The sequence below is a fragment of the Embleya sp. NPDC020630 genome, from assembly GCF_044334985.1.
In the GTDB taxonomy this organism is placed as follows: domain Bacteria; phylum Actinomycetota; class Actinomycetes; order Streptomycetales; family Streptomycetaceae; genus Embleya.
In genome coordinates this window covers 16647-36996 of the sequence record NZ_JBIRUB010000033.1, presented here as the reverse complement: position 1 = coordinate 36996, position 20350 = coordinate 16647, and the positions used below count along the sequence as shown (strand labels likewise).

The window sequence follows — 20350 nt, the reverse complement described above, 5'->3', positions numbered from 1 at the left end:
GGGCAGCCGGCCCGTCCCGCCCACACCGCACTCGGACGATCCGCGCACGCGACACCCAGGCACACAGCGCGGGCCCTTCGGATCCGCTCCCGAAGCCGGCCCATTCGATCCGCGGCACACAGACCAGCTGGAGACACCGATGACGGGCACCCCGGCCCCACCGATCCGCCGACAAGGCGGACGTACCCGATCCCTGGCCACCCTGTTCGCGGTGCTGGCCACGCTGTTCGCGTCCCTGACGCTGGTCGCCTCGGCGCCCGCGTCGGCGGCGGGCAACGGCGAGTGGTCGGTCGACCCGTACGTGCCGGACGGCACCAGCCAAAACGCCCGTCGCTACTTCTTCCTCGAAGGCGCCGCCGGCACCACCGTCCCCGACGTGGTGACCCTGCACAACACGAGCCAGGCGCCGCTGACGCTGAAGCTGTTCGGCGCGGACGCGTACAACACCGCGCGCGACGGCGGCTTCGCGCTGCGCACGGTCACCGACAAGCAGAAGGACGTCGGCACCTGGATCCAGGTGGCGCCGGAGAACCAGACGCTGACCCTGCAACCGGGGGAGAAGCGCCAGGTCCCGTTCAACATCGTCATCCCGCCGAACGCCACGCCCGGTGACCACCCCGGCGCCGTGGTCGCACTGAACACCGCGATCGAGGGCACCCAGCAGCAGGGGCAGATCAAGGTCAACATCCAGCGCCAGATCGGCGCCCGGGTGTACCTGCGCGTACAGGGCGACGCGCTGCCCGCGATGGACGTGCAAAAGGTCGAGGTCAAGCGCGACTCCGGCTTCCACGAGTTCTTCGGGTCGAGCAAGGCGACGATCACCTACCGGATCGTCAACCGGGGCAATGTGATCCTGCGGCCCAAATTCGACCTGAAGGTCGAGGGGCTGTTCGGCCGCAAGTTGATGGGCAAGACCGAGGAGGGCATCGAGATCCTGCCCGGCTCGACGGTGGAGAAGGTCGTCGAGTGGAAGGACGCGCCGCGCCTGGACCACGTCACGGTCAAGGTCGGCGCGGTGGCTCCGGACCAAAAGCTCGACGACTCGGCGAGCACCTCGTACACCGCCGCGCCGTGGCCGAGCCTGCTCACGCTGGCCGCGATCCTGATCCTCGCCGGTCTCGGCTGGGGCCTGTGGCGCAACGGACGCAAGGGCAAGGGCGGGGACCCGGCCGAGCCGAACGGGCCGGCGGGGCCGAACGACGATACGACGGTGCTGCCGCCGATTCCGGCCGCGCCCACGGCGTCCGCCGCACCGGGTGTGGCCGGGGCCGCGGCCGAGACGGCGGAGCCGGTCGAACTCGCGAAGGCGGGGGCCGCGGATGTGCCGGAGGCCGCCGCGGGCGAGGGGGCGGCGAACGAGGCCGTCGCGGGCGCGACCGGGGCGGGCGCGGTCGAGGCCGCGCAGGCGGAGGGGGCCGCGGCTGGGGACGAGCCGGACGAGGACGGGTCGGTCGAGGGCAAGGCCGTTGCGGCCGACGCCGGTTCGGACCCGGCGGTGGACGTGAAGGCGGCCGAGGGCACACCGGCCGCGGCGGTTGCGGCCGATTCCTCCAACGACGCGCCTGTCGCGGCCGAGGCGGCGGCTCCCGTCGCGAAGCAGTCCGCCCAGGACGCGGGTGACGCGGCCGAACCCGATGCCGACGCCGGTACGACAGCGACCCGGGAGAACGAGGTTGCGGCCGGCGCGGAACCGGCCGGCTCCGAGGCGGCCCCCGAGACCGGGGCCGAGCCCGCGAAGCAGCCGGCCGCGTCCGGCTCCGCGTCCGCCGCCGAGTCCGTACCCGTCGGGGACCGCGCGGACGCGTCGGTCGCCGAGGGCTCCGCCGACTCCGCGGGGGTCGGCCGTTGATCCTGGCCAACCGGGTCCGTCACGTGGTTCGAGTCGTCCGCCCCCGCGGGGCCGCGCTCGCGCTGATCGCCGTGTTGCTCATGGGCTGCATAGCCCTGGGCGGCACGGCGCCCGCGCGTGCCGCCGACCCCCCGCCGCCGGGAGCGGGACCGAGCGCGTCGATCGACCCGGGCAAGGTCGCGGCCGGGGACAAGGTGTCGGTCGTCGGTGGCGACTGGACCCCCGGATCCCTGGTCCAGGCAAGCATCTGCGGCGAGAACGGCCTGCGCGGCACCGTCAACTGCGCCGCCGCCAGTGCCGCGAGCGGAACGGTCGACCCCGGCGGCAACATCTCGATCACGCTGACCGCCGCCGTCCCGCCGTCCCCGTGTCCGTGCGTGGTCCGGATCGCGGTGATCATGAACGGCCCGCCGAAGGACGCGAGCGTGCCGCTGGAGATCGACGGCGCGCCCTACGCCCCGCTGCCGGTGACGGTCAAGACGCCCGGCCGACTGGTCTTCATCGACAGCGCCATGGTCGGCGAGGACTCGATCTTCACCTGGTTCGGCTCACCGGTGCAGCGCCGGTTCCGGATCGAGGTCGGCAACATGGGCCAGACCGCGATCATCAACCCGACCTTCCGAATCGGCTTCTACGAAGGCGTGTACGCCCCGACCTGGGAGAACTACGAGTCGCACGTCACCATCGCGCCCGGACAGCGCACCACCATCTCGCTCCCGGTGGAGCTGAACCCCCGCCAACACGGCACGTTCAGCTGGCGGGTGACCTACGACAACCAGATCGTGGACGAACAGGCCCTGGAGGTCGGCCGCCCCTGGGGCGTGTACATCTTCGGCGCGCTCCTGGTGATCGTGGTCCCGGTGGCGGCCTGGCGGCTGTTCGTGCGCGTCGTCGAGCTGGTCGGCGAGCAGCGGGCCCGGCGCACCGGTGAGCGCGAGCGCGAAGTGGGCCTGCCCGAGTCCTCGTTGCGCGCGACCAGGGCCGACAAGAACCGCACGTCGGCCGGGGATGCGGCGGATGACGGCGCGTCGGATTCCCGTACGGCGAACCGACGCCCGGCCGGGACCGACGTCGAGCCGGTCGACCTGAGCAAGCGCCCGATGCGCTCGATGGTCGAGACGATGGCGATCGGCGGTCCGCTGTACGCGGATTCCGGGCCCGGCGGCGGCGATCACCCCCGTGCCGGCGAGTCCGGGGGAGGGGATCGATGACCCCGCGACCCGGCAAGGGCGTCGGCGCCCTCGTCGCGATCACGGTCGTGGCGGGCACCGTGCTGGTGTTCCACTACGGTCCCGGCGGCGAGTTCGGGGCGTCGCGTACCGATGTCAGCGACCAGGCCGGACCGGGCGGCGGCGGTACGTTCCGCCCCGTGCCGACCGCCGGCGCGGACACGAACTCCGTCCCGCCGAGCACCGGTTCGACCGGGACGGACCCGTCCGGCGCCGGCCCGGCCGGTGACGGCACGAGCGGCGGCGGGAGCGGCGCGACCGGCGGCACTGGGACCGGAGGCCTCGACTGGGACACCAGGATCGAGCAACCCCGTACCCCCGACCGGGTGGACGGCAACGTCAACCCGGGCCCGCTGGCGGTCAGCACCCCGAACGCCGGGCAGAGCCGGCTCGTCGTGGACCGCAGCACCGGCACCGCCAAGGGCGCGCTGAACCCGATGCTCGTCCAGGACTTCCGCGGTTCGCGCAACGGGTGGACCCTCACCGGCGCGATGTCCGACTTCCGGGCGGAGGACGGTTCCCGGATCGAGGCGCACAACCTCGTCTGGGAGCCGTACTGCACGCCACACCCGGGGCGCGGCCCGTATCCCAGCTCGGCGAAGCCCGGAAACCGGACCCAGTCGAGCCGTACCGCGACCCTCTGCTCCACCTCGTCCTCACCGGGTGTCACAGGGGGTGAATTCGATGTCGGCGCGGATCTGACCCTGCGTCTGCCCGACCGCAACACGTCGGCCGAGAGCTATTCGGCGACTTTGACGCTCACGCTCAGCTGACCGAAACGACGGGGTGGGTCCCGCCCCGACGAAGGGAGCACAACCTGATGAGCAAGGCCAAGACAAGACTCGCCACCGCCGCCGTCGGCGGCATGTTGGTGGCGGGGGGCACGGGCATGATCGTGTTGGCACCCGCGGCACAGGCCGCTCCGGTCAAGGTCAACATGACCTGCAAGATCCCCTATCCGCCGAACTCGCCGGACGTCACCGACGACTTCAACATCTCGTTGGAGATGCCGGCCGCCAAGACCGCGCCGGGCGGCGAGGCCACGGTCAAGGTGAGCATGGGCGCCACTCCGGTCAACGGGCCGGAGACCCTTCCCCAGCCGGTGTCCTTCGCCGCGACGTTCGACGCGAAGGCGTCGGGAGGTTCGACCCAGGACCTCAAGATCGTCGGGGAGGAGGGCAAGATCCAGGTCACCAAGGGCCAGCCGATCACGCTTCCCGACTTCAACGCGAAGATCAAGGTGCCGTCCGACGCCAAGGGCGACATCGACATCACGCCGACCAAGCTGGTGCTGAACGCCGCCGGCATCATCAACGTGCCCTGCACGGTGAACGGCACGCCGAAGCTCGGCACCCTCCCGGTCGACGGCGGCGCCATCCCCTCGACCTCGGCCTCGCCGTCGACCTCCGCCTCGCCGTCGGCGTCCGCGTCCGCGTCGACCTCGACGTCCCCCTCGAACGAGCCGCCCGGTCCGCCGAACGGCAAGGAAGTGAACGTCGACTACACCTGCAAGACGGTGGTCGAGGACTTCCCGGTCGAGATCCCGGACACGACGGCGACCTACGGGGTGACCGTCACCGTGCCCAGCACCGCCTCGAAGGGCGCCAAGCTGGACATCTCGGCCTCGTTCAAGGACAACCTGGTCGGCAAGGCGCCGTCGAGCCTGCCCGGCAGCGACATCGACCTCAAGTTCGTGCCCACGATCACCATCGACGTGGCGCAGGGCTCGACCAAGGCGCCGCTGGAGCTGGTCGGCCCGGAGAAGGCGGTCAAGGTCAACGGGGGCGACCCGCTGAAGGTGGACGGGCCGATCACCGGCAAGTTCGACGTGTGGGGCGGCGGCGACTACACCTTCACGCCGGGCCAGTTGAAGATCGCGACCAAGGCGTCGCTGGGCTCCATCAACGCCAAGTCCACCACCACCTGCACGGTCACCCACACCGACGTCTCGGCCACCCTCAAGGCCAAGGGCGACGCCGGCACCCCGCCGCCCACGCTGACCCAGTCCCCCTCGGGCAACGTCGGTACCAACGGCGGCAGCAGCTCCACCGGCGGCAGCACCGGTGACCTCGCGCACACCGGTGCCTCCGGCGGCGGCATGACCGCGTTCGCGATGGCGGCCGGTACCGCCGTGCTCGCGGCGATCGCGCTGATGTTGTTCGTGCCCTACCGTCGTCGGATCCGCAACCAGGTCTGACGGCCGGTCGGTTCCGGGCACCACGACCGAATCCGGCCCGAACCGAAACCGCATGCGAAGGGTCCCCTTGCCGGTCCTCACCCGGCCGGGGGACCCTTCGGCCGTATCCCGCCCCGCTCCGCCCCGACTCCCGCCCGACTCCCGTTCGTCGCCCACGAGAAGGGACGCGACCCCCGATGGCTCTCTCGGCTTCACGCCCGGCCGGCGCCGCCCTCGCCCTGGCCTGCGCGGTCGGCCCGGTGCTCGCGCTCGCCGCGCCCGCTGCGGCGGAACCGCTGACCGTGCCGGTGCACTGCGTCATCCCGCTGGACCAGCCCGCCGTGGACGGTCCGCAGCAGATCTCCCTCGACGGCCCGACCGATCCGATCCGGCCGGGCGAGAAGGCGCGGATCAAGGTCACCCTCGGCGGCAGCCCCGCCACCAGCCCGCTGCCGTTCCCCGGCACCCCGCTGACCCCGTCGATCCAGCTCGTCCTCTCCGGCGGCGCCGGCGGCGAACTCACGCTCCAGGGACCGAAGATGCGTGTGGACATCCCCGGTACGCCCGCGCTGATCGTGGTGCCGCCGTACGAGGGCGAGATCACCGTGCCGCTCGACGCCAAGGGCGACATCCGGATCGCCCCCGGCAAGATGGTCACCACCACCGCGATCTTCGGCGACCAGATCACCACGTGTTTCCCGACCGCGCCCGCGCCGCCCGCGATGACGCTGCGGGTCGACCTCCAGGGAGCGGCCCCGGACGGACCCTCCGGCGCCCCTGGCGACCCGACGGCCGGAGCACCCCCGGCATCGGGCCAGGCGCCGGCCCAGACCCCGTCGGGGGGTACGCAGGACCCGACCGCGAGTGCGGCGCGCAGCCCCGACGCGATGGTCGAGAGCCGGGGCGGCGACGACGGCGAGATCTCCGGCGGAGCGATCATCTGGATCGTCGCCGGCGGGCTGATCCTGCTGATGGCCGCGTCCACGATGGTGTTCTCCTGGCGTCGCCACAAAGACGACGAATGGTGACGTGAACGCCGCCCTCCGGCACCGGTCCGTCGTCCTTCGGTCGGCGAAAAATGCCCGCCGATCCCGGGCTCCTTCGGCCCGCTCGTACGGAGCTCGTCAACGTGGCGCCCCCGCGTCAGTAACATCAAGGTCATGACCCGCGTACTGCTCGCCGAGGACGACGCATCCATCTCCGAACCACTCGCGCGTGCGTTGCGCCGAGAGGGCTACGAGGTCGAGGTGCGCGAGGACGGCCCAAGCGCTCTCGAATGCGCCGCGCAGAGTGGGGTGGACCTGCTCGTCCTCGACCTCGGTCTGCCCGGCATGGACGGCCTGGAGGTGTGCCGGCGGCTGCGCGCCGAGGGGCACGGCTTCCCGGTGCTCGTCCTGACCGCGCGCGCCGACGAAGTGGACACCGTGGTCGGCCTCGACGCCGGTGCCGACGACTACGTCACCAAGCCCTTCCGGCTCGCCGAACTGCTCGCGCGCGTGCGCGCGCTGCTGCGGCGCGGCGCGGCCGACGTCGGCCAGGGTGTGCACGGCGTGCGGATCGACGTCGACTCGCACCGCGCCTGGATCGGCGAGGAGGAGCTCCAGCTCACCGCCAAGGAGTTCGACCTGCTGCGCGTGCTCGTGCGCGACGCGGGCCGGGTGGTCACCCGCGACCAGCTGATGCGCGAGGTCTGGGACACCACCTGGTGGAGCTCCACCAAGACGCTCGACATGCACATCTCCTGGTTGCGCAAGAAGCTCGGCGACGACGCGGGCAACCCCCGCTACATCACCACCGTGCGCGGCGTGGGCTTCCGCTTCGAGAAGAGCTGAGCCGGAGCCGGGCCGACCTCGCGCGAGCCGACCTCGAAAAGCTGACGGGATCCACCTTGCGTCGCAGGCTCATCAACACCACGCTCGGCGTGGTCCTGGTCGTCGTGGCCGTACTCGGCGTGCCGCTGGCGTTCGTCGAGACGCACGCGATCGAGAACACCGCGGGCGACAGCCTCAAGGCCGAGGCCGCCCGCATCCTGGAGGTCGTCGAGCTGCGGATGGCCTCCGGCGAGCACTCCGACGCCGCGCTGCTGCGCCGCCAGGTCGAGCCGCATCGCTACGCGATCGTGCGGCTGCCGGGCGATCCTCCGCTGGTGATCGGCGACAAGCCGAGCGGCCGGGTGTTCGAGAAGACCATGCCCGGCGAGATGGGCGACTCGGTCACCGTCGGCGAGCCGCGCGAGCGGGTGACCACCAAGATCCGCGAATCGCTGCTGCTGATCCTGGGCGTGGCGCTGCTCGCGGTCGCGGCCGCCGCCGCCCTCGCGGTCTGGCAGGCGCGCCGCCTGGCCCGCCCGCTGACCGACCTGGCCGAGACCGCCGAGCGCCTGGGCTCGGGCGACCCCAGGCCACGGCACCGCCGCTACGGCGTGCCGGAGCTGGACCGCGTCGCCGAGGTGCTGGACCAGAGCGCCGAGCGGATCGCCAGGATGCTCACCGCCGAGCGCCGGCTGGCCGCCGACGCCTCGCATCAGCTGCGCACCCCGCTGACCGCGCTGTCCATGCGCCTCGAGGAGATCATCGCCACCGAGGACCCGGAGATCGTCAAGGAGGAGGCGGCGATCGCGCTCTCCCAGGTCGAGCGGCTGACCGACGTGGTGCAGCGGCTGCTGACCAGCAGTCGGCGCGGCACCGGCGGGCGCGACCCGCGCAACATGTCCGCGGTCACCGTCCGGGTGGACGACGTGATCCAGCAGCAGATCGACGAGTGGCGGCCCAACTTCCGCGAGGCCCGCCGCAGCATCCGGGTCGAGGGCGAGCGCGGGCTGACCGCCGTGGCCACGCCGGGCGCGTTGTCCCAGGTGCTGGCCACGCTGGTGGAGAACACGCTGATGCACGGCGCGGGCGCGGTGAACATCCGGACCCGGATCACCGGGACGTCCGTGGTGGTCGAGGTGGAGGACGAGGGCACGGGCGTGCCCGACGAGCTGGGTGCGCGGGTGTTCGAGCGGGCGGTCAGCGGCCACAACTCGACCGGCCTGGGGCTCGCGGTGGCCCGGGATCTGGCCGAGGCCGACGGGGGGCGGTTGGAGCTGCTCCAGCAGCGGCCGCCGGTGTTCGCGGTGTTCCTGGCGGCCCACCCGGAGGAAGGGCACGGCTGACGGTTCGTCGCGTCGTGGTTGGACGCGGTGCGCGGGGGAGGTGCGGGCCGGTTCAGGCCCGGGAGGTCTTGCTCTCGTCCTCGACCAGCCGCGCGGCCTCGGTGTCCATTCGGGCGCCGGCGGGTCCCGCCGGCCGATCGTCCGCGTCCTCGTCGCCCGGCGGCGCGACCACCCGGACCGGCTTGCGGTCGATGTCGTGGGTGCCGGTGAACACCCACGTGCGATACGACCAGAACCGGAACAGGGTGCCGAGCGGCAGGCCCACCGCGTACTTCGCGATGTTGTCCGCGAGCAGCGAGGTGTGGCCGAGCCAGTAGTGCGAGATCGCCACGGTGCCGGCCTCGATCGCCATGCCGACCCCGCTGAAGACCATGAACAGCACGAACTCGCGCCGACTGTCGTCGGAGGTGCGGTGCCGGAAGGCCCAGTAGCGGTTGCCGAGATAGTTCACCACGATCGCGACCGCCGTCGAGATCACCGACGAGCGCACCGAGGCCAGGCCCAGGTGGTCACGACACAGGTTGAACACGATCACGTTCACGATCACGCCGAACCCGCCGACGGCGCCGAACTTCAGCGTTTCGTGCAGCAGGTGTCCGACCCGGTCGTACCAATTCCGGAGCGCCTTCACGACATGCCACCTTCGGCGACCGGTACGGGGTCCGGCCGTTTGTGCTTGAACACCCATGTGCGGAATGCCCAGAAGCGAAACAGCGTGCCGAGAGCCATACCGACGATGTTCGCCGAGATGTTGTCGGCGAGCTTGCTCTCGTAGCCCATCAGGGTGTGCGACACGAACACGCTCGACGCCTGGATGCCCGCGGCGATCGCGCTGAACACGAAGAAGAGCGTGTACTCGCGCCCGACGCCGGTGCGGTCCCGATGTCGATAGGTCCAGTATCGGTTACCGACGTACGCGACGATCGTCGCCGGGATCGAGGACGTGATCTTCGCGCCGACCCCGCCCATCCCCAGGGACAGGCACAGGTTGAACACGAGGACGTCCACCGCGTAGGCCAGGCCGCCCGCCACGAGGAACTGGGTGACCTCGGAGCGCACCCGGGCGATCCGGCTCGCCGGCGGCCCGGCGGCTCCCTCGGACGGGGCGTCGACGGGCGAAGGCACGGACGCTCCTCTGGCACCACGGGTGCTACCGACTCGACGACTCACTCGACGAGGGTAGCCGTCGCGGCCGTTCGACATCGGCGCCCGGTCTCCCTCCCGTTGCACACTCTTTACCGGAACATCCCGCGTCACGTGTGGCGCGGGTCCCCCGGGGGCGTTCCGAAGCACCGAAGAACTCCGGGGCGGTGCGCGTGGCGCGGCGTCGTGCCGCCGTGACCGGCTTCGCGCCGCCCGGCGCCGCGAGCGTCGGCGGCGGGTCGGTACCCTTCCCCCGTGACGTTCCCAGTCGTCGGCATGGTCGGCGGCGGCCAGCTCGCCCGCATGACGCACCAGGCCGCAATCCCGCTCGGCGCCCGCTTTCGCGTACTCGCCGCATCCCCGTCCGAATCCGCGGCCCAAGTGGTCGGCGACGTCGTGCTCGGCAGCGAGGACGATCTCGCCGACCTGCGCCGCTTCGCGCAGGACTGCGCCGTGGTCACCTTCGACCACGAGCAGGTGCCCACCGCGCTCCTGGAGGCCCTGGAGGCCGACGGGGTCGCCGTGCGGCCGAGTTCGCGCGCCCTCGTGCACGCCCAGGACAAGGGCGTGATGCGGGCCAGGCTGGCCGAGATCGGCGTACCGTGCCCGCGCAACCGGATCGTGGCCGACCCTGCGGAGGTCGCGGCGTTCGCGGCCGAGGTGGGCGGCTGGCCGGTGGTGCTCAAGACCACGCGCGGCGGCTACGACGGCAAGGGTGTGTGGATCGTCCGGGACGAGGACGAGGCGGCCGTGCCGTTCGCGGCCGGGGTGCCGGTGCTGGCCGAGGAGAAGGTGGACTTCACCCGCGAGCTGGCGGCCTGCGTGGTGCGCTCGCCGCACGGCCAGGCGGTGGCCTACCCCGTGGTCGAGTCGATCCAGGTGGACGGGGTCTGCCGCGAGGTGATCGCGCCCGCGCCCGACCTGAGCGAGGAGCGGGCGGTCGAGGCCCAGCGGATCGCGCTGTCCATCGCGGGCGAGCTGGACGTCACCGGGCACCTGGCGGTCGAGCTGTTCGAGACCGCCGACGGCCGGATCCTGGTCAACGAGCTGGCCATGCGTCCGCACAACAGCGGCCACTGGAGCATCGACGGCGCGGTCACCTCGCAGTTCGAGAACCACCTGCGCGCGGTGCTCGACCTGCCGCTGGGCGACCCGCGCGCCCGGGCGCCGTGGACGGTGATGGTCAACGTGCTCGGCGGCGACTACCCCGACATGTACCGCCCGTACCTGCACGTGATGGCCCGCGATCCCGGGGTCAAGGTGCACATGTACGGCAAGGACGTGAAGCCCGGCCGCAAGGTCGGACACGTCACCGTGTGCGGCGACGACCTGGCCGACGTGCGCGAGCGCGCCCGGCACGCCGCCGACTACCTCCGAGGGGACATCACCGAATGAGCACGCAGCCCGTCGTCGGCATCGTCATGGGGTCCGACTCGGACTGGCCGGTGATGGAACTCGCCGCGCAGGTCATGGACGAGTTCGGGATCGGCTACGAGGCCGACGTGGTCTCCGCGCACCGGATGCCGCAGGAGATGATCGCTTACGGCACCGAGGCCGCCGGGCGCGGCCTGAAGGTGATCATCGCCGGCGCGGGCGGCGCCGCGCACCTGCCCGGGATGCTGGCCTCGGTCACCCCGCTGCCGGTGATCGGCGTACCGGTGCCGCTGAAGTACCTGGACGGCATGGACTCGCTGCTGTCCATCGTGCAGATGCCGGCCGGTGTGCCGGTGGCGACCGTCTCGATCGGCGGAGCGCGCAACGCGGGGTTGCTGGCGGTGCGGATCCTGGCCGCGCACGATCCGGCGCTGCTGGCCCGGATGGGCGAGTTCCAGGCGGAGCTGAAGGCGCAGGCGACCGAGAAGGGGCGCAAACTGCGGGAGCGGGTCGGGTCGTAGGGGGCGTTGGCCGGCTGTAGTCGGTCCCGGCCGGGTCGTAGCCGTCCACCGGGGCCGAGCGGGTGCTCGGCCCCGGTGGCTTGCGGCTCAGGCCGGGCCCGTACTCGTACTCGTACTTGTGCTCGTCATGGTGATGCGCTGGAGCTCCACCGCCGAGCAGCGGTCCATCACCATGTCCAGGCCCGCGTCGCGGACCCGCTGGTAGGCGCGCTCGTCGATCACGTCCAACTGGAACCAGACGGCCTTCGCGCCGATCTTGACGGCCTGGTCGGCGATCTCGCCGGCCTGTTCCGAGTTCACGAACACGTCGACCACGTCGACCGGGAACGGGATCTCGGCGAGCGTGGCGTAGCCCGGCTCGCCGTGCACGGTCTCCGCCTTGGGATGCACGGGCACAACGCGCTTTCCCCACTGACGGAGGAACGCGGCTACTCCGTATGCGGCGCGGTGGGAGTTGGTGCTGAGCCCCACCACCGCCCAGGTGTGCGTGTCGAGGATCCGTCGGATCGTGGCCTCGTCGCCGTAAGGCATGCTGATGACCTCGCAGTCTTGTCTCGCTGCTCGCGGTGCCCCCCGACAGACGGACGGCGCGGCGCCGTCGGCCCGGTGAGTGTGCCCCCGGGGCGGGCCGGCTACTCAGGGGCGACCGAGAGCCCGGTACGTCCATCCTGCGCCGCGCCAGCGCACCGGGTCGAGGGCATTGCGCCCGTCGAGTACACGACGTTCGGCGACGATCTCGCCCAGCTCGGCCGGATCCATCTCGCGGAACTCCGCCCACTCGGTCAGATGCAGCACCACATGGGCACCGCGGGCCGCGTCGAAGGCGGTCTCCGCGAAGGCCAGGCCCGGATACATCTTGCGGGCGTTGTCCATCGCCTTGGGGTCGTACACGGTCACCTCGCCGCCCTGGAGTTGCACCTGGGCGGCGACGTTGAGCGCGGGCGAGTCGCGGATGTCGTCGGAGTTCGGCTTGAAGGCCGCGCCGAACACGGCGACCCGACGGCCCAGGAAGCTGCCGTCGCACTGCTCCCGGGCGAGGTCGACCATCCGGAAGCGGCGGCGCATGTTGATCGCGTCCACCTCGCGCAGGAAGGTGAGCGCCTGGTCGGCGCCCAGCTCGCCGGCCCGGGCCATGAAGGCGCGGATGTCCTTGGGCAGGCAACCGCCGCCGAAGCCGAGCCCGGCCTTGAGGAAACGGCCGTTGATCCGGGGGTCGAAGGCGAGCGCCTCGGACAGCTGCTCGACGTCGGCGCCGGCCGCCTCGCAGACCTCGGCCATCGCATTGATGAAGGAGATCTTGGTGGCCAGGAACGAGTTGGCGGCGGTCTTGACCAGCTCCGAGGTGGCGAAGTCGGTCACCACGAGCGGCACACCCTCGTCGAGCAGGGTCGCGTACACCTCGCGCAGCCGGTCCTCGGCCGCCTGCGAGCGCACGCCGATCACGAGCCGGTCCGGGTGCAGGGTGTCCCGGACGGCGAAGCCCTCGCGCAGGAACTCGGGGTTCCAGGCCAGCTCGGCCGCGGCGCCCGCGGGGGCCAGCTCGGCGATCCGGCTCGCCAGCCGATCGGCGGTGCCGACCGGGACGGTGGACTTGCCGACCACCAGGCAGGGCCGCTCCAGGAGCGGGGCGAGCGCGTTCACGGCGGCGTCGATGTAGGACACGTCGGCGGCGAACTCGCCCTTGCGCTGCGGAGTGTTCACGCAGACGAAGTGCACGTCGCCGAACGCGGCCAGCTCGGCGATGTCGGTGGTGAAGCGCAGCCGGCCGGAGGCGACGTGTGGGGCCATCAGCTCCTCCAGGTCCGGCTCCCAGAAGGGGATCCGGCCGCTCGCGAGGGTGGCCACCTTGTCCGGGTCCACGTCCATCCCCAGGACCTCGAAGCCGAGTTCGGCCATGCACGCGGCGTGCGTGGCGCCCAGGTAGCCGGTACCGATGACCGTGATGCGGGGTGCCACGTACGTCACCTGACTTCTTCGTCGGAGGAATGGGTGGGATCCGGATCGAATCTGGATCGTATCGGCCGGGCGCGGGACACCGTCGCCGAACCGTGGCCGTCCCGATGCGAGGGTCGGCGGGGTGCGGCTGAATAATTGTGGACGTCCATGTTGTTTACTGAGCGGTAATAAAACAGGTACCCCCCGCAGCCCGTCGCCCTTCAGTCCCGAGAGGGCACCTTCAGTCCCGAGAGGTAGGCACCCGTGGCCGGACGTAAAGACTTCGACCTGTTCCGCGTCTCCGAGGAGCACGACATGCTCCGCGAGTCGGTCCGCGCGCTCGCCGAGGCGAAGATCGCCCCGTTCGCGGCAGAGGTCGACGAGCAGTCGCGCTTTCCCCGGGAAGCGCTCGACGCGCTCACCGCGAACGACCTCCATGCGGTCCACGTCCCCGAGGAGTACGGCGGCGCGGGCGCCGACGCGCTCGCCACCGTGATCGTGATCGAGGAGGTCGCCCGGGTGTGCGCGTCCTCGTCGCTGATCCCGGCGGTGAACAAGCTCGGCAGCATGCCGGTGATGTTGTCCGGGTCCGAGGACCTGAAGCGGCGCTACCTCGGCGCCGTGGCGCGCGGCGACGGCATGTTCTCCTACTGCCTGTCCGAGCCGGAGGCCGGTTCGGACGCGGCGGCGATGAAGACCCGCGCGGTGCGCGACGGCGACTCGTGGGTGCTCAACGGGGTCAAGCGCTGGATCACCAACGCGGGCGTGTCCGAGTTCTACACGGTGATGGCCGTGACCGACCCGGAAAAGCGCTCCAAGGGCATCTCGGCGTTCGTGGTGGAGAAGTCGGACGAGGGTGTCTCGTTCGGCGCTCCGGAGAAGAAGCTCGGGATCAAGGGCTCGCCGACGCGCGAGGTCTACCTCGACAACGTACGCATCCCGGCCGACCGGATCATCGGTGAGGAGGGCACGGGCTTCGCCACCGCGATGAGGACGCTCGACCACACGCGCGTGACGATCGCGGCGCAGGCGCTGGGCATCGCGCAGGGCGCGCTGGACTACGCCAAGGGGTATGTGCAGGAGCGGAGGCAGTTCGGCAAGCCGATCGCCGACTTCCAGGGCATCCAGTTCATGCTCGCGGACATGGCGATGAAGCTGGAGGCGGCCCGGCAGCTCACCTACGCGGCGGCGGCCAAGTCGGAGCGCGGCGACGCGGACCTGACCTTCCACGGCGCCGCGGCCAAGTGCTTCGCGTCGGACGCGGCGATGGAGATCACGGTCGACGCGGTGCAGTTGCTCGGCGGATACGGCTACACACGTGACTACCCGCTGGAGCGCATGATGCGTGACGCGAAGATCACGCAGATCTACGAGGGCACGAATCAGGTGCAGCGCATCGTGATGGCGAGGAACCTGCCGAAGTAGGCGGTGGCAGCCGGGTCGATCGACGCGTCGTGGCGCACCGTGATCCCCCGCCGAGAGGTGTCGGCGGGGGATCACGGCGGTTCAGGCCCCGGACGTGGCGAGTCGGCGGCAGTTCTGGCCGCTGATCCACAGCGAGCCCTCAACCCAGCCCTGTTCGCACATCCAGGCGTTGCGACTGCCCTGGTCGACCACGACGAAGTGGGAGGCCGGGCCCCAGTGGTCGGTATCGCACGAGGTGGCGTAGAGGTTGGGCAGGTCGGGGGTTACCGAGGCACAGCGGAACAGCTCGCCGGCCCGTGCGGTGGCGGTGGCGGAGGCGGTGCCGGCGGCGATGGTGGCGGTGGCGAGGAGGGCGATGAGCACTCCGGCGACGCGGACGGCGCGTCGCCGGGGGGCGAGTCCGGGGGTGGTCATGTCTTCTCCTTCGTGGGCCTGTCGTGGGGATCGGCCACGTCAATCCCATCCGGATGGTTTCTCCGGAAGGGGCGGATTGCGGTCATATCCTCCGAATGAGTGAACGGGTAAACGACACGGTCCCCCGCCGAGGGCATCTCGGCGGGGGACCGTGTCGTTCGGGGTGGGTGGATGGGCGGTCTTCTCGTCACCCGACGTGGATGGCCGGGGTCGTCGTGGCCCGGTCGGCATCCGGGGCGGCGGTGTTGCCGGCGATGGCGGTCGTGGGCGGGGTGCGGATGACCAGCATGGCGATGATCGCCGAGGCCGCGAGCAGGACCGTCCCCACCGTGAACGCCAGGTGGAAGCCGCCGGTCAGGGCCTCGGCGGCGGACTTGCCCTGCCCCGCGAGGGTGTCGGCGCGGGAGGTGGAGAGGGTGTTCAGGAGCGCTACGCCGAGGGCCCCGCCGATCTGCTGGGTCGTGTTGAACAGGCCGGAGACGACGCCCGCCTCCTCGGGCCGGGCGCCGGACATCGCCAGTGTGGCGAGTGCGGGCAGGACCAGGCCGCCGCCACCGATCAGGACGAACACCGGGAGCAGGTCGATCAGGTACGAGCCGTCGACCGGGACACGGGCCAGGTAGGCCATGCCGGCGGTGAGCATGAGCAGGCCGGCGACCAGCACGTTCCGGGCGCCGAAGCGGCCGATGACACGGGCGGAGACGCCGAGGGAGACGACGCCGATGGCGAGCGCGGTCGGGAACATCGCCCAGCCGGTCTTGGCCGCCCCGAAGCCGAGGACGTGCTGCATGTACAGGACGACCAGCACCTGGAAGCCGAACATGGCCGCGATCGTGAGCACTTGGAGGACGTTCGCGCCGCTCACGTTGCGGGAGCGGAAGGTGCGCAGCGGCAGCAGCGGCGCCGCGACCCGGGCCTGGCGGAGCGTGAACAGCGCCAGCAGCCCGAACGAACCGGCAAGCAGCGCCCAGGTCTTGGCGGATCCCCACCCGTACGCCTCGGCCTTCACGACGGCGTACACCAGCAACATCAGCCCGCCGGTGACCAGGACGGCCCCGACGATGTCGGCCCTGCCGCGAGCGCCGGAGGCGGGGGTGTCGGCATCCAGGACGCGTGTCGCCAGGACCAGCGTGACGACGCCGATCGGGAGGTTGACCAGGAAGATCCAGTGCCAGTTCGCCGCCTCGGTGAGCACGCCGCCGAGCACCAGGCCCAGGGACGCGCCCGCAGCGCCGATGAAGCTGAACGCGCCGATGGCCTTGCCTTGTTCGGCGGGTTCGGGGTAGAGCGTGACGATCATCCCGAGGCTGACGGCGGACGCCATCGCGCCGCCGGCGCCCTGTAGGAACCGTGCCGCGAGCAACATCTCGGGGCTGGTGGCCACGCCGCACAGCAACGAGGCGACGGTGAAGACGGCGAGCCCGGCGAGGAACATGCGCTTGCGCCCGAAGAGGTCGCCGAGTCGTCCGGCGAGGAGCAGCAGGCCGCCGAAGGCGATCATGTAGATGTTCATGACCCAGGCGAGATCGGCCGACGAGAACCCGAGGTCCGCGCCGATCGAGGGGAGCGCGACGGTCACGATCGTGCCGTCCAGGATCACCATCAGCATGCCCGCGCACAGCAGCGTGAGAGCGAGGCTGCGCGGATACGTGCGCGGTTCGCGCGGTGGCGTCTTTGCGGTGACCGGCAGTGCCATGGCTCTGTCTCTCCTCGTATGGTCCGGCGGCCGGGGCGGCTCGACCCGGCTCCGCGCCGGGTGTTCGTCCGGCGGCAAGAGAGACGCTAGCAGATAGTTTCGTTCTAGACGATACGCATCGGACTTATTCTGTACGGGACGGTTAGTAAGTGCTGATCATGGGCGGTCGTGGCGACGAGGGGGCGCCCACCCGGGCGCCCCCTGGCCTGGCGCCGGACGGCCGCGACTAGGAAAGAAGCGCGGTACGTCCTGGAGGCTGCGCGCCTCGAAGTGCGATGCCATGACCAGGAGGAGGTGTTGTCCCCGGGCGCGTCGGGGACGGCAGAGCCTCCGGGATCGATGCGGCCCCGAGAGCCGGGAGAGTACGCGCACGACGAGCCCCGGTCGGCCGGCTTGTCCGGATGGCGCTGTTCGGCCCGACGTCCGGCGATGCGGGAGTCGGCCGTGGGCGAGGAGGCGCCGGTTGAGTCCGGCCCTCGATCGACGCATCGGTCGAGGGTCGGACGTAGTGCGTCTACGGCAGTGGTGTTGGTCCGGTGGCTCGCATTTCCATGCCTCTCGAACGTCGGGTTCGTGGACGCGCTGTTCCGGGTGGGATCAGATGGCGTCCGCAACGGCGTAGTCCGCGCCCGCTTGCCGGCCGGAGCTGTGGGTCGTCACGAAGTTCACGCGGAGTTTCGCCCCGAGTGGGTGCGGATCCGCAACCCGTACGGAATGGCCCCGGGAGACTCCGCTTCCGAGTACCGGTCGATGTGGGCCACCTCGGAGGATGTGGCGATCACGGCCGCGATGAATGCCTCGACATCGCCGGTCCGCACTTTGGCACCGTCGATCTCGGGCGTGGGAGGTGGTGTCATGGGTTCGCCCTCGACCATGTTCTCGGGCAGGTCGTACTGGTCGCCCGGAGCCGACTCCGCGGTGATTCCCAGCTCGACCACGCCCCCGTTGCGAAGGGTCGACAGCAGGCCGTAGGGCCCACGCTTGGGCGAGGCTTGCCGCCCGGCCTCGGTGGGCGTCCGGACCTGGGTCACGCTGCCGGACTCGGCCAGCCGTTGTTGCAGCCAGGGAGTGAACCGGGTTGGGCGCACAGGGTGTCCTTCCGTGGAGCGGGGCAGCAGTCTAAAACCGGCGAGACTAGCCCGAAATTGACAACTGAAAGGTTGGGACATCCGCGTATTGCTCGGCGGAAAAACCGGCCGGCAGCGGCGGGCAGGGGTGCGGTGCGGTTGGGTCCGCCGGAGAGGCTTTCCGAGGGGGTCGGGTGCTTTCGGCGGGGCTTGCGTCTTGGTTGCCGAGGGTCGGGGCGGGTCAGAGTCGCCTGGTTGGCCGCCGCCGGCGTGCGGGGCTCCGAGACCGGGGGCTCCCGACGACACGCGCGCTTTGCTCGGTGGAGAACCGGCCGGCAGCGGCGGGCAGGGAGAGGGGTCGGGTTGAGTGCGCCAGGGCGCCTTCGCGAGTGAATTGGAGTGCTTAGGGAGGGGTTGGGGTTCGAAACCGGATCGCGATGGGTGGTTCGGAGCCTTGAGCGTCGGTGACCTGCGGTTTTGCGTGGTCGGGGCGGAGAATCGCGTGCCGAGTGCCGGTTTCGTGCGTCTGGGGCTCCTCGACGGCGGTGGGGGAGACCGAAACTGCCCGGTCGAGGCGGTTTCGCGTGCTTCGGCCTCACGCAGACCGGCGAGGACGACCGAAACTGCCCGGTGGGGGCCGAAACCGGATCCCGAGGCACCCGAAACGACTCCTCTTCTGCTCCGACCTGCGGTTTTCTCTCACTTCGGCGCTGCAACACCCGACGCCATCCGGTTTCGTGAGCCTTCGTCACTCACATGCCCACCGCACACCGCAACGCCCCGACCCATCGGAAAGGCCCCCGGCGAACCCGACCCGACCCCTCTCCCGCTCCGCCGCTGCCGGCCGGTTTTCCACCGAGCAAAGTGCGCGTGTCGTCGGGAGCCCCCAGTCTCGGCGCCCCGCACGCCGGCGGCGGCCGACCTGTCGACTCTGACCGGCCCCGACCCTCGGCAACCCGGACGCAAGCCTCGCCGGAAGCACCTGACCCACTCGGGAAGGCTCACCGGTCGGCTCAACCGCGCCGCCCTCCCGCTCCGCTGCTGCCTGCCGGTTTTCCACCGGGTAAAGCGGCCTCTCGTCGGGAACCCCGGTCTTGGAGCCCCGCACGCCGGCGGCGGCCCGCCCGGCGACTCTGATCGGCCCCGGACTGGCACCACCCGACCGAGGCGCGACGCCCGCCGCAAGCGCCCGACCCACATGGGAAGGCTCCCCGGCGGACTCGACCCGACCCCTCTCCCCGCCCCCATTGCCGGTCGGTTTTCCGCCGAGTGAAGCGCGCGTCTCGTCGGGAGCCCCGGGCCTCGTAGCCCCGCACGCCGGCGGCGGCCCGCCCGGCGACTCTGGTCCGCCCCGCACCGGCACGCCGCAACCAAAGTGCAACGTCCGGCGGCGCTCTCGGCTTTGCTTCGGTCGATGGAAGGACTTTCTTGTTTGGCCTCGTGTGTGGCTTGAGGGTCGGATGCACGGTGATTCCCGGGTGGAACCACGCCTGCCCCGTTCTGAAGGGGTGAAGGTGTGGTCAGTCGTGGGCGAGGCCGGATTCGATGCGGTCGGCCGGGTTGGGGAGGTGGGCTCGCCAGTCGACGGGGAGGGGGTGGGGTGGTGCGGCGCCGGTCAGGACGCGGATCGCGTTTGCGAGGGCGGGTCTGCGCGTGATCGCGGTGCGCAACCATCCCACGAGTGAGTGGAGTTGGCGGTTGGGACGCCGGTTGGGTGGTTGTGGTCGGTATCGTGCGTATGCCATTGCTGCCCTTCGGGGTTGCGGGTGTCGCAGGTGGGCGGGCGCTGCTTGGAATCGGTCACCCGCCCACCTGCGGGTCAGTCGGATCGGCGGGCTGCCTCTTCGATGTGCCGGACGTCGTAGCGGTCGACGGTCCACTTCGGGGTGCCGTCGAGGGGTTCGACGGTGACCATGCCGACGCCGGTGAGGGTGACCCGGCCGGCCGGGAACTCGTTGCGCTGCTCTTCGTGCGCGTGCTCGACGATGTCGCCTTCGCGCACCAGTGGCAGGCTGATCATGCGAACTCCTCTTGTGGGATCGGTTGTTGGCTTGACGGGTGGGGTGTAGGCCGCGTCCGTCGCCGCGTCGGGTGAGGACGCGGACGTCGTCGGCGCGGGCCGTGAACGATGTGCCGGCGAGCGTGCGGGCGAACACGGTTCGGGTGACGGACGATTCGCAGACCCCGCACAGGCCGCTGAGACCGTCGCGGATCCATGTGCCCTGGGTAGGTCGGCGCCTTGGCGTCGCGGACCCGGGAGTCGATTCGGCTTGTGGCATGCCTCCACTCCTGTCTGCCGATCACCGGCAGCACTCGGCAGCAACCACGGATAGATGGTCACGGACAGTGAAACGTCCGTTACGATCG

The 20350-nt window shown here is 71.1% G+C and carries 18 protein-coding genes; 10 read left to right on the top strand and 8 right to left on the bottom strand.

Going from position 1 to position 20350, the window contains the following annotated elements:
* Positions 1-139: 139 nt before the first annotated feature.
* The 7 genes from ACH4XV_RS45300 to ACH4XV_RS45270 all read left to right on the top strand — a co-directional run bounded on the left by ACH4XV_RS45300 (position 140) and on the right by ACH4XV_RS45270 (position 8408).
* The gene (locus tag ACH4XV_RS45300) at positions 140-1849 is read left to right on the top strand and encodes a WxL protein peptidoglycan domain-containing protein (protein WP_395799923.1); all 1710 of its coding nucleotides are present in this window, start codon (positions 140-142) and stop codon (positions 1847-1849) included.
* 23 nt (positions 1850-1872) lie between these two features.
* Positions 1873-3060 (top strand): hypothetical protein, encoded by a 1188-nt coding sequence (locus ACH4XV_RS45295; protein ID WP_395799921.1) that lies wholly within the window; start codon positions 1873-1875, stop codon positions 3058-3060.
* Positions 3057-3851: a hypothetical protein gene (locus ACH4XV_RS45290; protein ID WP_395799919.1), complete on the top strand. Its 795-nt coding sequence runs from the start codon at positions 3057-3059 to the stop codon at positions 3849-3851. Before ACH4XV_RS45295 ends, ACH4XV_RS45290 begins: the two co-directional genes overlap by 4 nt.
* 47 nt (positions 3852-3898) lie before the next feature.
* Positions 3899-5275 (top strand): hypothetical protein, encoded by a 1377-nt coding sequence (locus tag ACH4XV_RS45285; RefSeq protein WP_395799917.1) that lies wholly within the window; start codon positions 3899-3901, stop codon positions 5273-5275.
* A 176-nt stretch (positions 5276-5451) separates the two neighbouring features.
* On the top strand, positions 5452-6282 hold the full coding sequence (locus ACH4XV_RS45280) for a hypothetical protein (protein WP_395799915.1): 831 nt from the start codon (positions 5452-5454) through the stop codon (positions 6280-6282).
* Positions 6283-6414: 132 nt separating this feature from the next.
* Positions 6415-7086, top strand: coding sequence for a response regulator transcription factor (locus ACH4XV_RS45275; RefSeq protein ID WP_020556678.1), 672 nt, complete (start codon positions 6415-6417; stop codon positions 7084-7086).
* 56 nt (positions 7087-7142) lie between these two features.
* Positions 7143-8408: an ATP-binding protein gene (locus ACH4XV_RS45270; RefSeq protein WP_395799913.1), complete on the top strand. Its 1266-nt coding sequence runs from the start codon at positions 7143-7145 to the stop codon at positions 8406-8408.
* A gap of 52 nt (positions 8409-8460) precedes the next feature.
* On the opposite strand, the gene ACH4XV_RS45265 is transcribed toward ACH4XV_RS45270, so the two are convergent.
* Positions 8461-9039, bottom strand: coding sequence for a GtrA family protein (locus ACH4XV_RS45265; protein ID WP_395799911.1), 579 nt, complete (start codon positions 9037-9039; stop codon positions 8461-8463).
* The gene (locus tag ACH4XV_RS45260) at positions 9036-9533 is read right to left on the bottom strand and encodes a GtrA family protein (RefSeq protein ID WP_379999849.1); all 498 of its coding nucleotides are present in this window, start codon (positions 9531-9533) and stop codon (positions 9036-9038) included. Before ACH4XV_RS45260 ends, ACH4XV_RS45265 begins: the two co-directional genes overlap by 4 nt.
* A gap of 273 nt (positions 9534-9806) precedes the next feature.
* On the opposite strand from ACH4XV_RS45260, the gene ACH4XV_RS45255 reads away from it, so the two are divergent.
* Both ACH4XV_RS45255 and purE read left to right on the top strand, forming a co-directional pair.
* The gene (locus ACH4XV_RS45255; protein WP_379999852.1) at positions 9807-10946 is read left to right on the top strand and encodes a 5-(carboxyamino)imidazole ribonucleotide synthase; all 1140 of its coding nucleotides are present in this window, start codon (positions 9807-9809) and stop codon (positions 10944-10946) included.
* A complete protein-coding gene (gene purE, locus ACH4XV_RS45250) occupies positions 10943-11446 on the top strand; it encodes a 5-(carboxyamino)imidazole ribonucleotide mutase (protein ID WP_379999855.1) in 504 nt (167 codons plus the stop codon). Before ACH4XV_RS45255 ends, purE begins: the two co-directional genes overlap by 4 nt.
* Positions 11447-11533: 87 nt before the next feature.
* On the opposite strand, the gene ACH4XV_RS45245 is transcribed toward purE, so the two are convergent.
* Both ACH4XV_RS45245 and ACH4XV_RS45240 read right to left on the bottom strand, forming a co-directional pair.
* Entirely contained in the window at positions 11534-11977 is a 444-nt protein-coding gene (locus tag ACH4XV_RS45245; protein ID WP_395799908.1) for a CoA-binding protein, read from the bottom strand.
* A 105-nt stretch (positions 11978-12082) separates the two neighbouring features.
* Complete coding sequence (locus ACH4XV_RS45240; RefSeq protein WP_395799906.1) at positions 12083-13402, bottom strand: UDP-glucose dehydrogenase family protein; 1320 nt, start codon at positions 13400-13402, stop codon at positions 12083-12085.
* A gap of 243 nt (positions 13403-13645) precedes the next feature.
* Between ACH4XV_RS45240 and ACH4XV_RS45235 the strand changes: the two genes are divergently transcribed.
* Positions 13646-14806: an acyl-CoA dehydrogenase gene (locus tag ACH4XV_RS45235; protein WP_395799904.1), complete on the top strand. Its 1161-nt coding sequence runs from the start codon at positions 13646-13648 to the stop codon at positions 14804-14806.
* Positions 14807-14887: 81 nt separating this feature from the next.
* On the opposite strand, the gene ACH4XV_RS45230 is transcribed toward ACH4XV_RS45235, so the two are convergent.
* From ACH4XV_RS45230 to ACH4XV_RS45215, 4 genes are all read right to left on the bottom strand, one after another.
* Positions 14888-15220, bottom strand: a complete 333-nt coding sequence (locus tag ACH4XV_RS45230; protein WP_395799902.1) for a hypothetical protein — start codon at positions 15218-15220, stop codon at positions 14888-14890.
* 187 nt (positions 15221-15407) lie between these two features.
* The gene (locus ACH4XV_RS45225; RefSeq protein ID WP_395799900.1) at positions 15408-16916 is read right to left on the bottom strand and encodes an MFS transporter; all 1509 of its coding nucleotides are present in this window, start codon (positions 16914-16916) and stop codon (positions 15408-15410) included.
* Positions 16917-17581: 665 nt separating this feature from the next.
* On the bottom strand, positions 17582-18004 hold the full coding sequence (locus tag ACH4XV_RS45220) for a hypothetical protein (RefSeq protein ID WP_395799898.1): 423 nt from the start codon (positions 18002-18004) through the stop codon (positions 17582-17584).
* A gap of 1798 nt (positions 18005-19802) precedes the next feature.
* Complete coding sequence (locus ACH4XV_RS45215; protein ID WP_395799896.1) at positions 19803-20003, bottom strand: hypothetical protein; 201 nt, start codon at positions 20001-20003, stop codon at positions 19803-19805.
* Positions 20004-20350 lie beyond the last annotated feature (347 nt).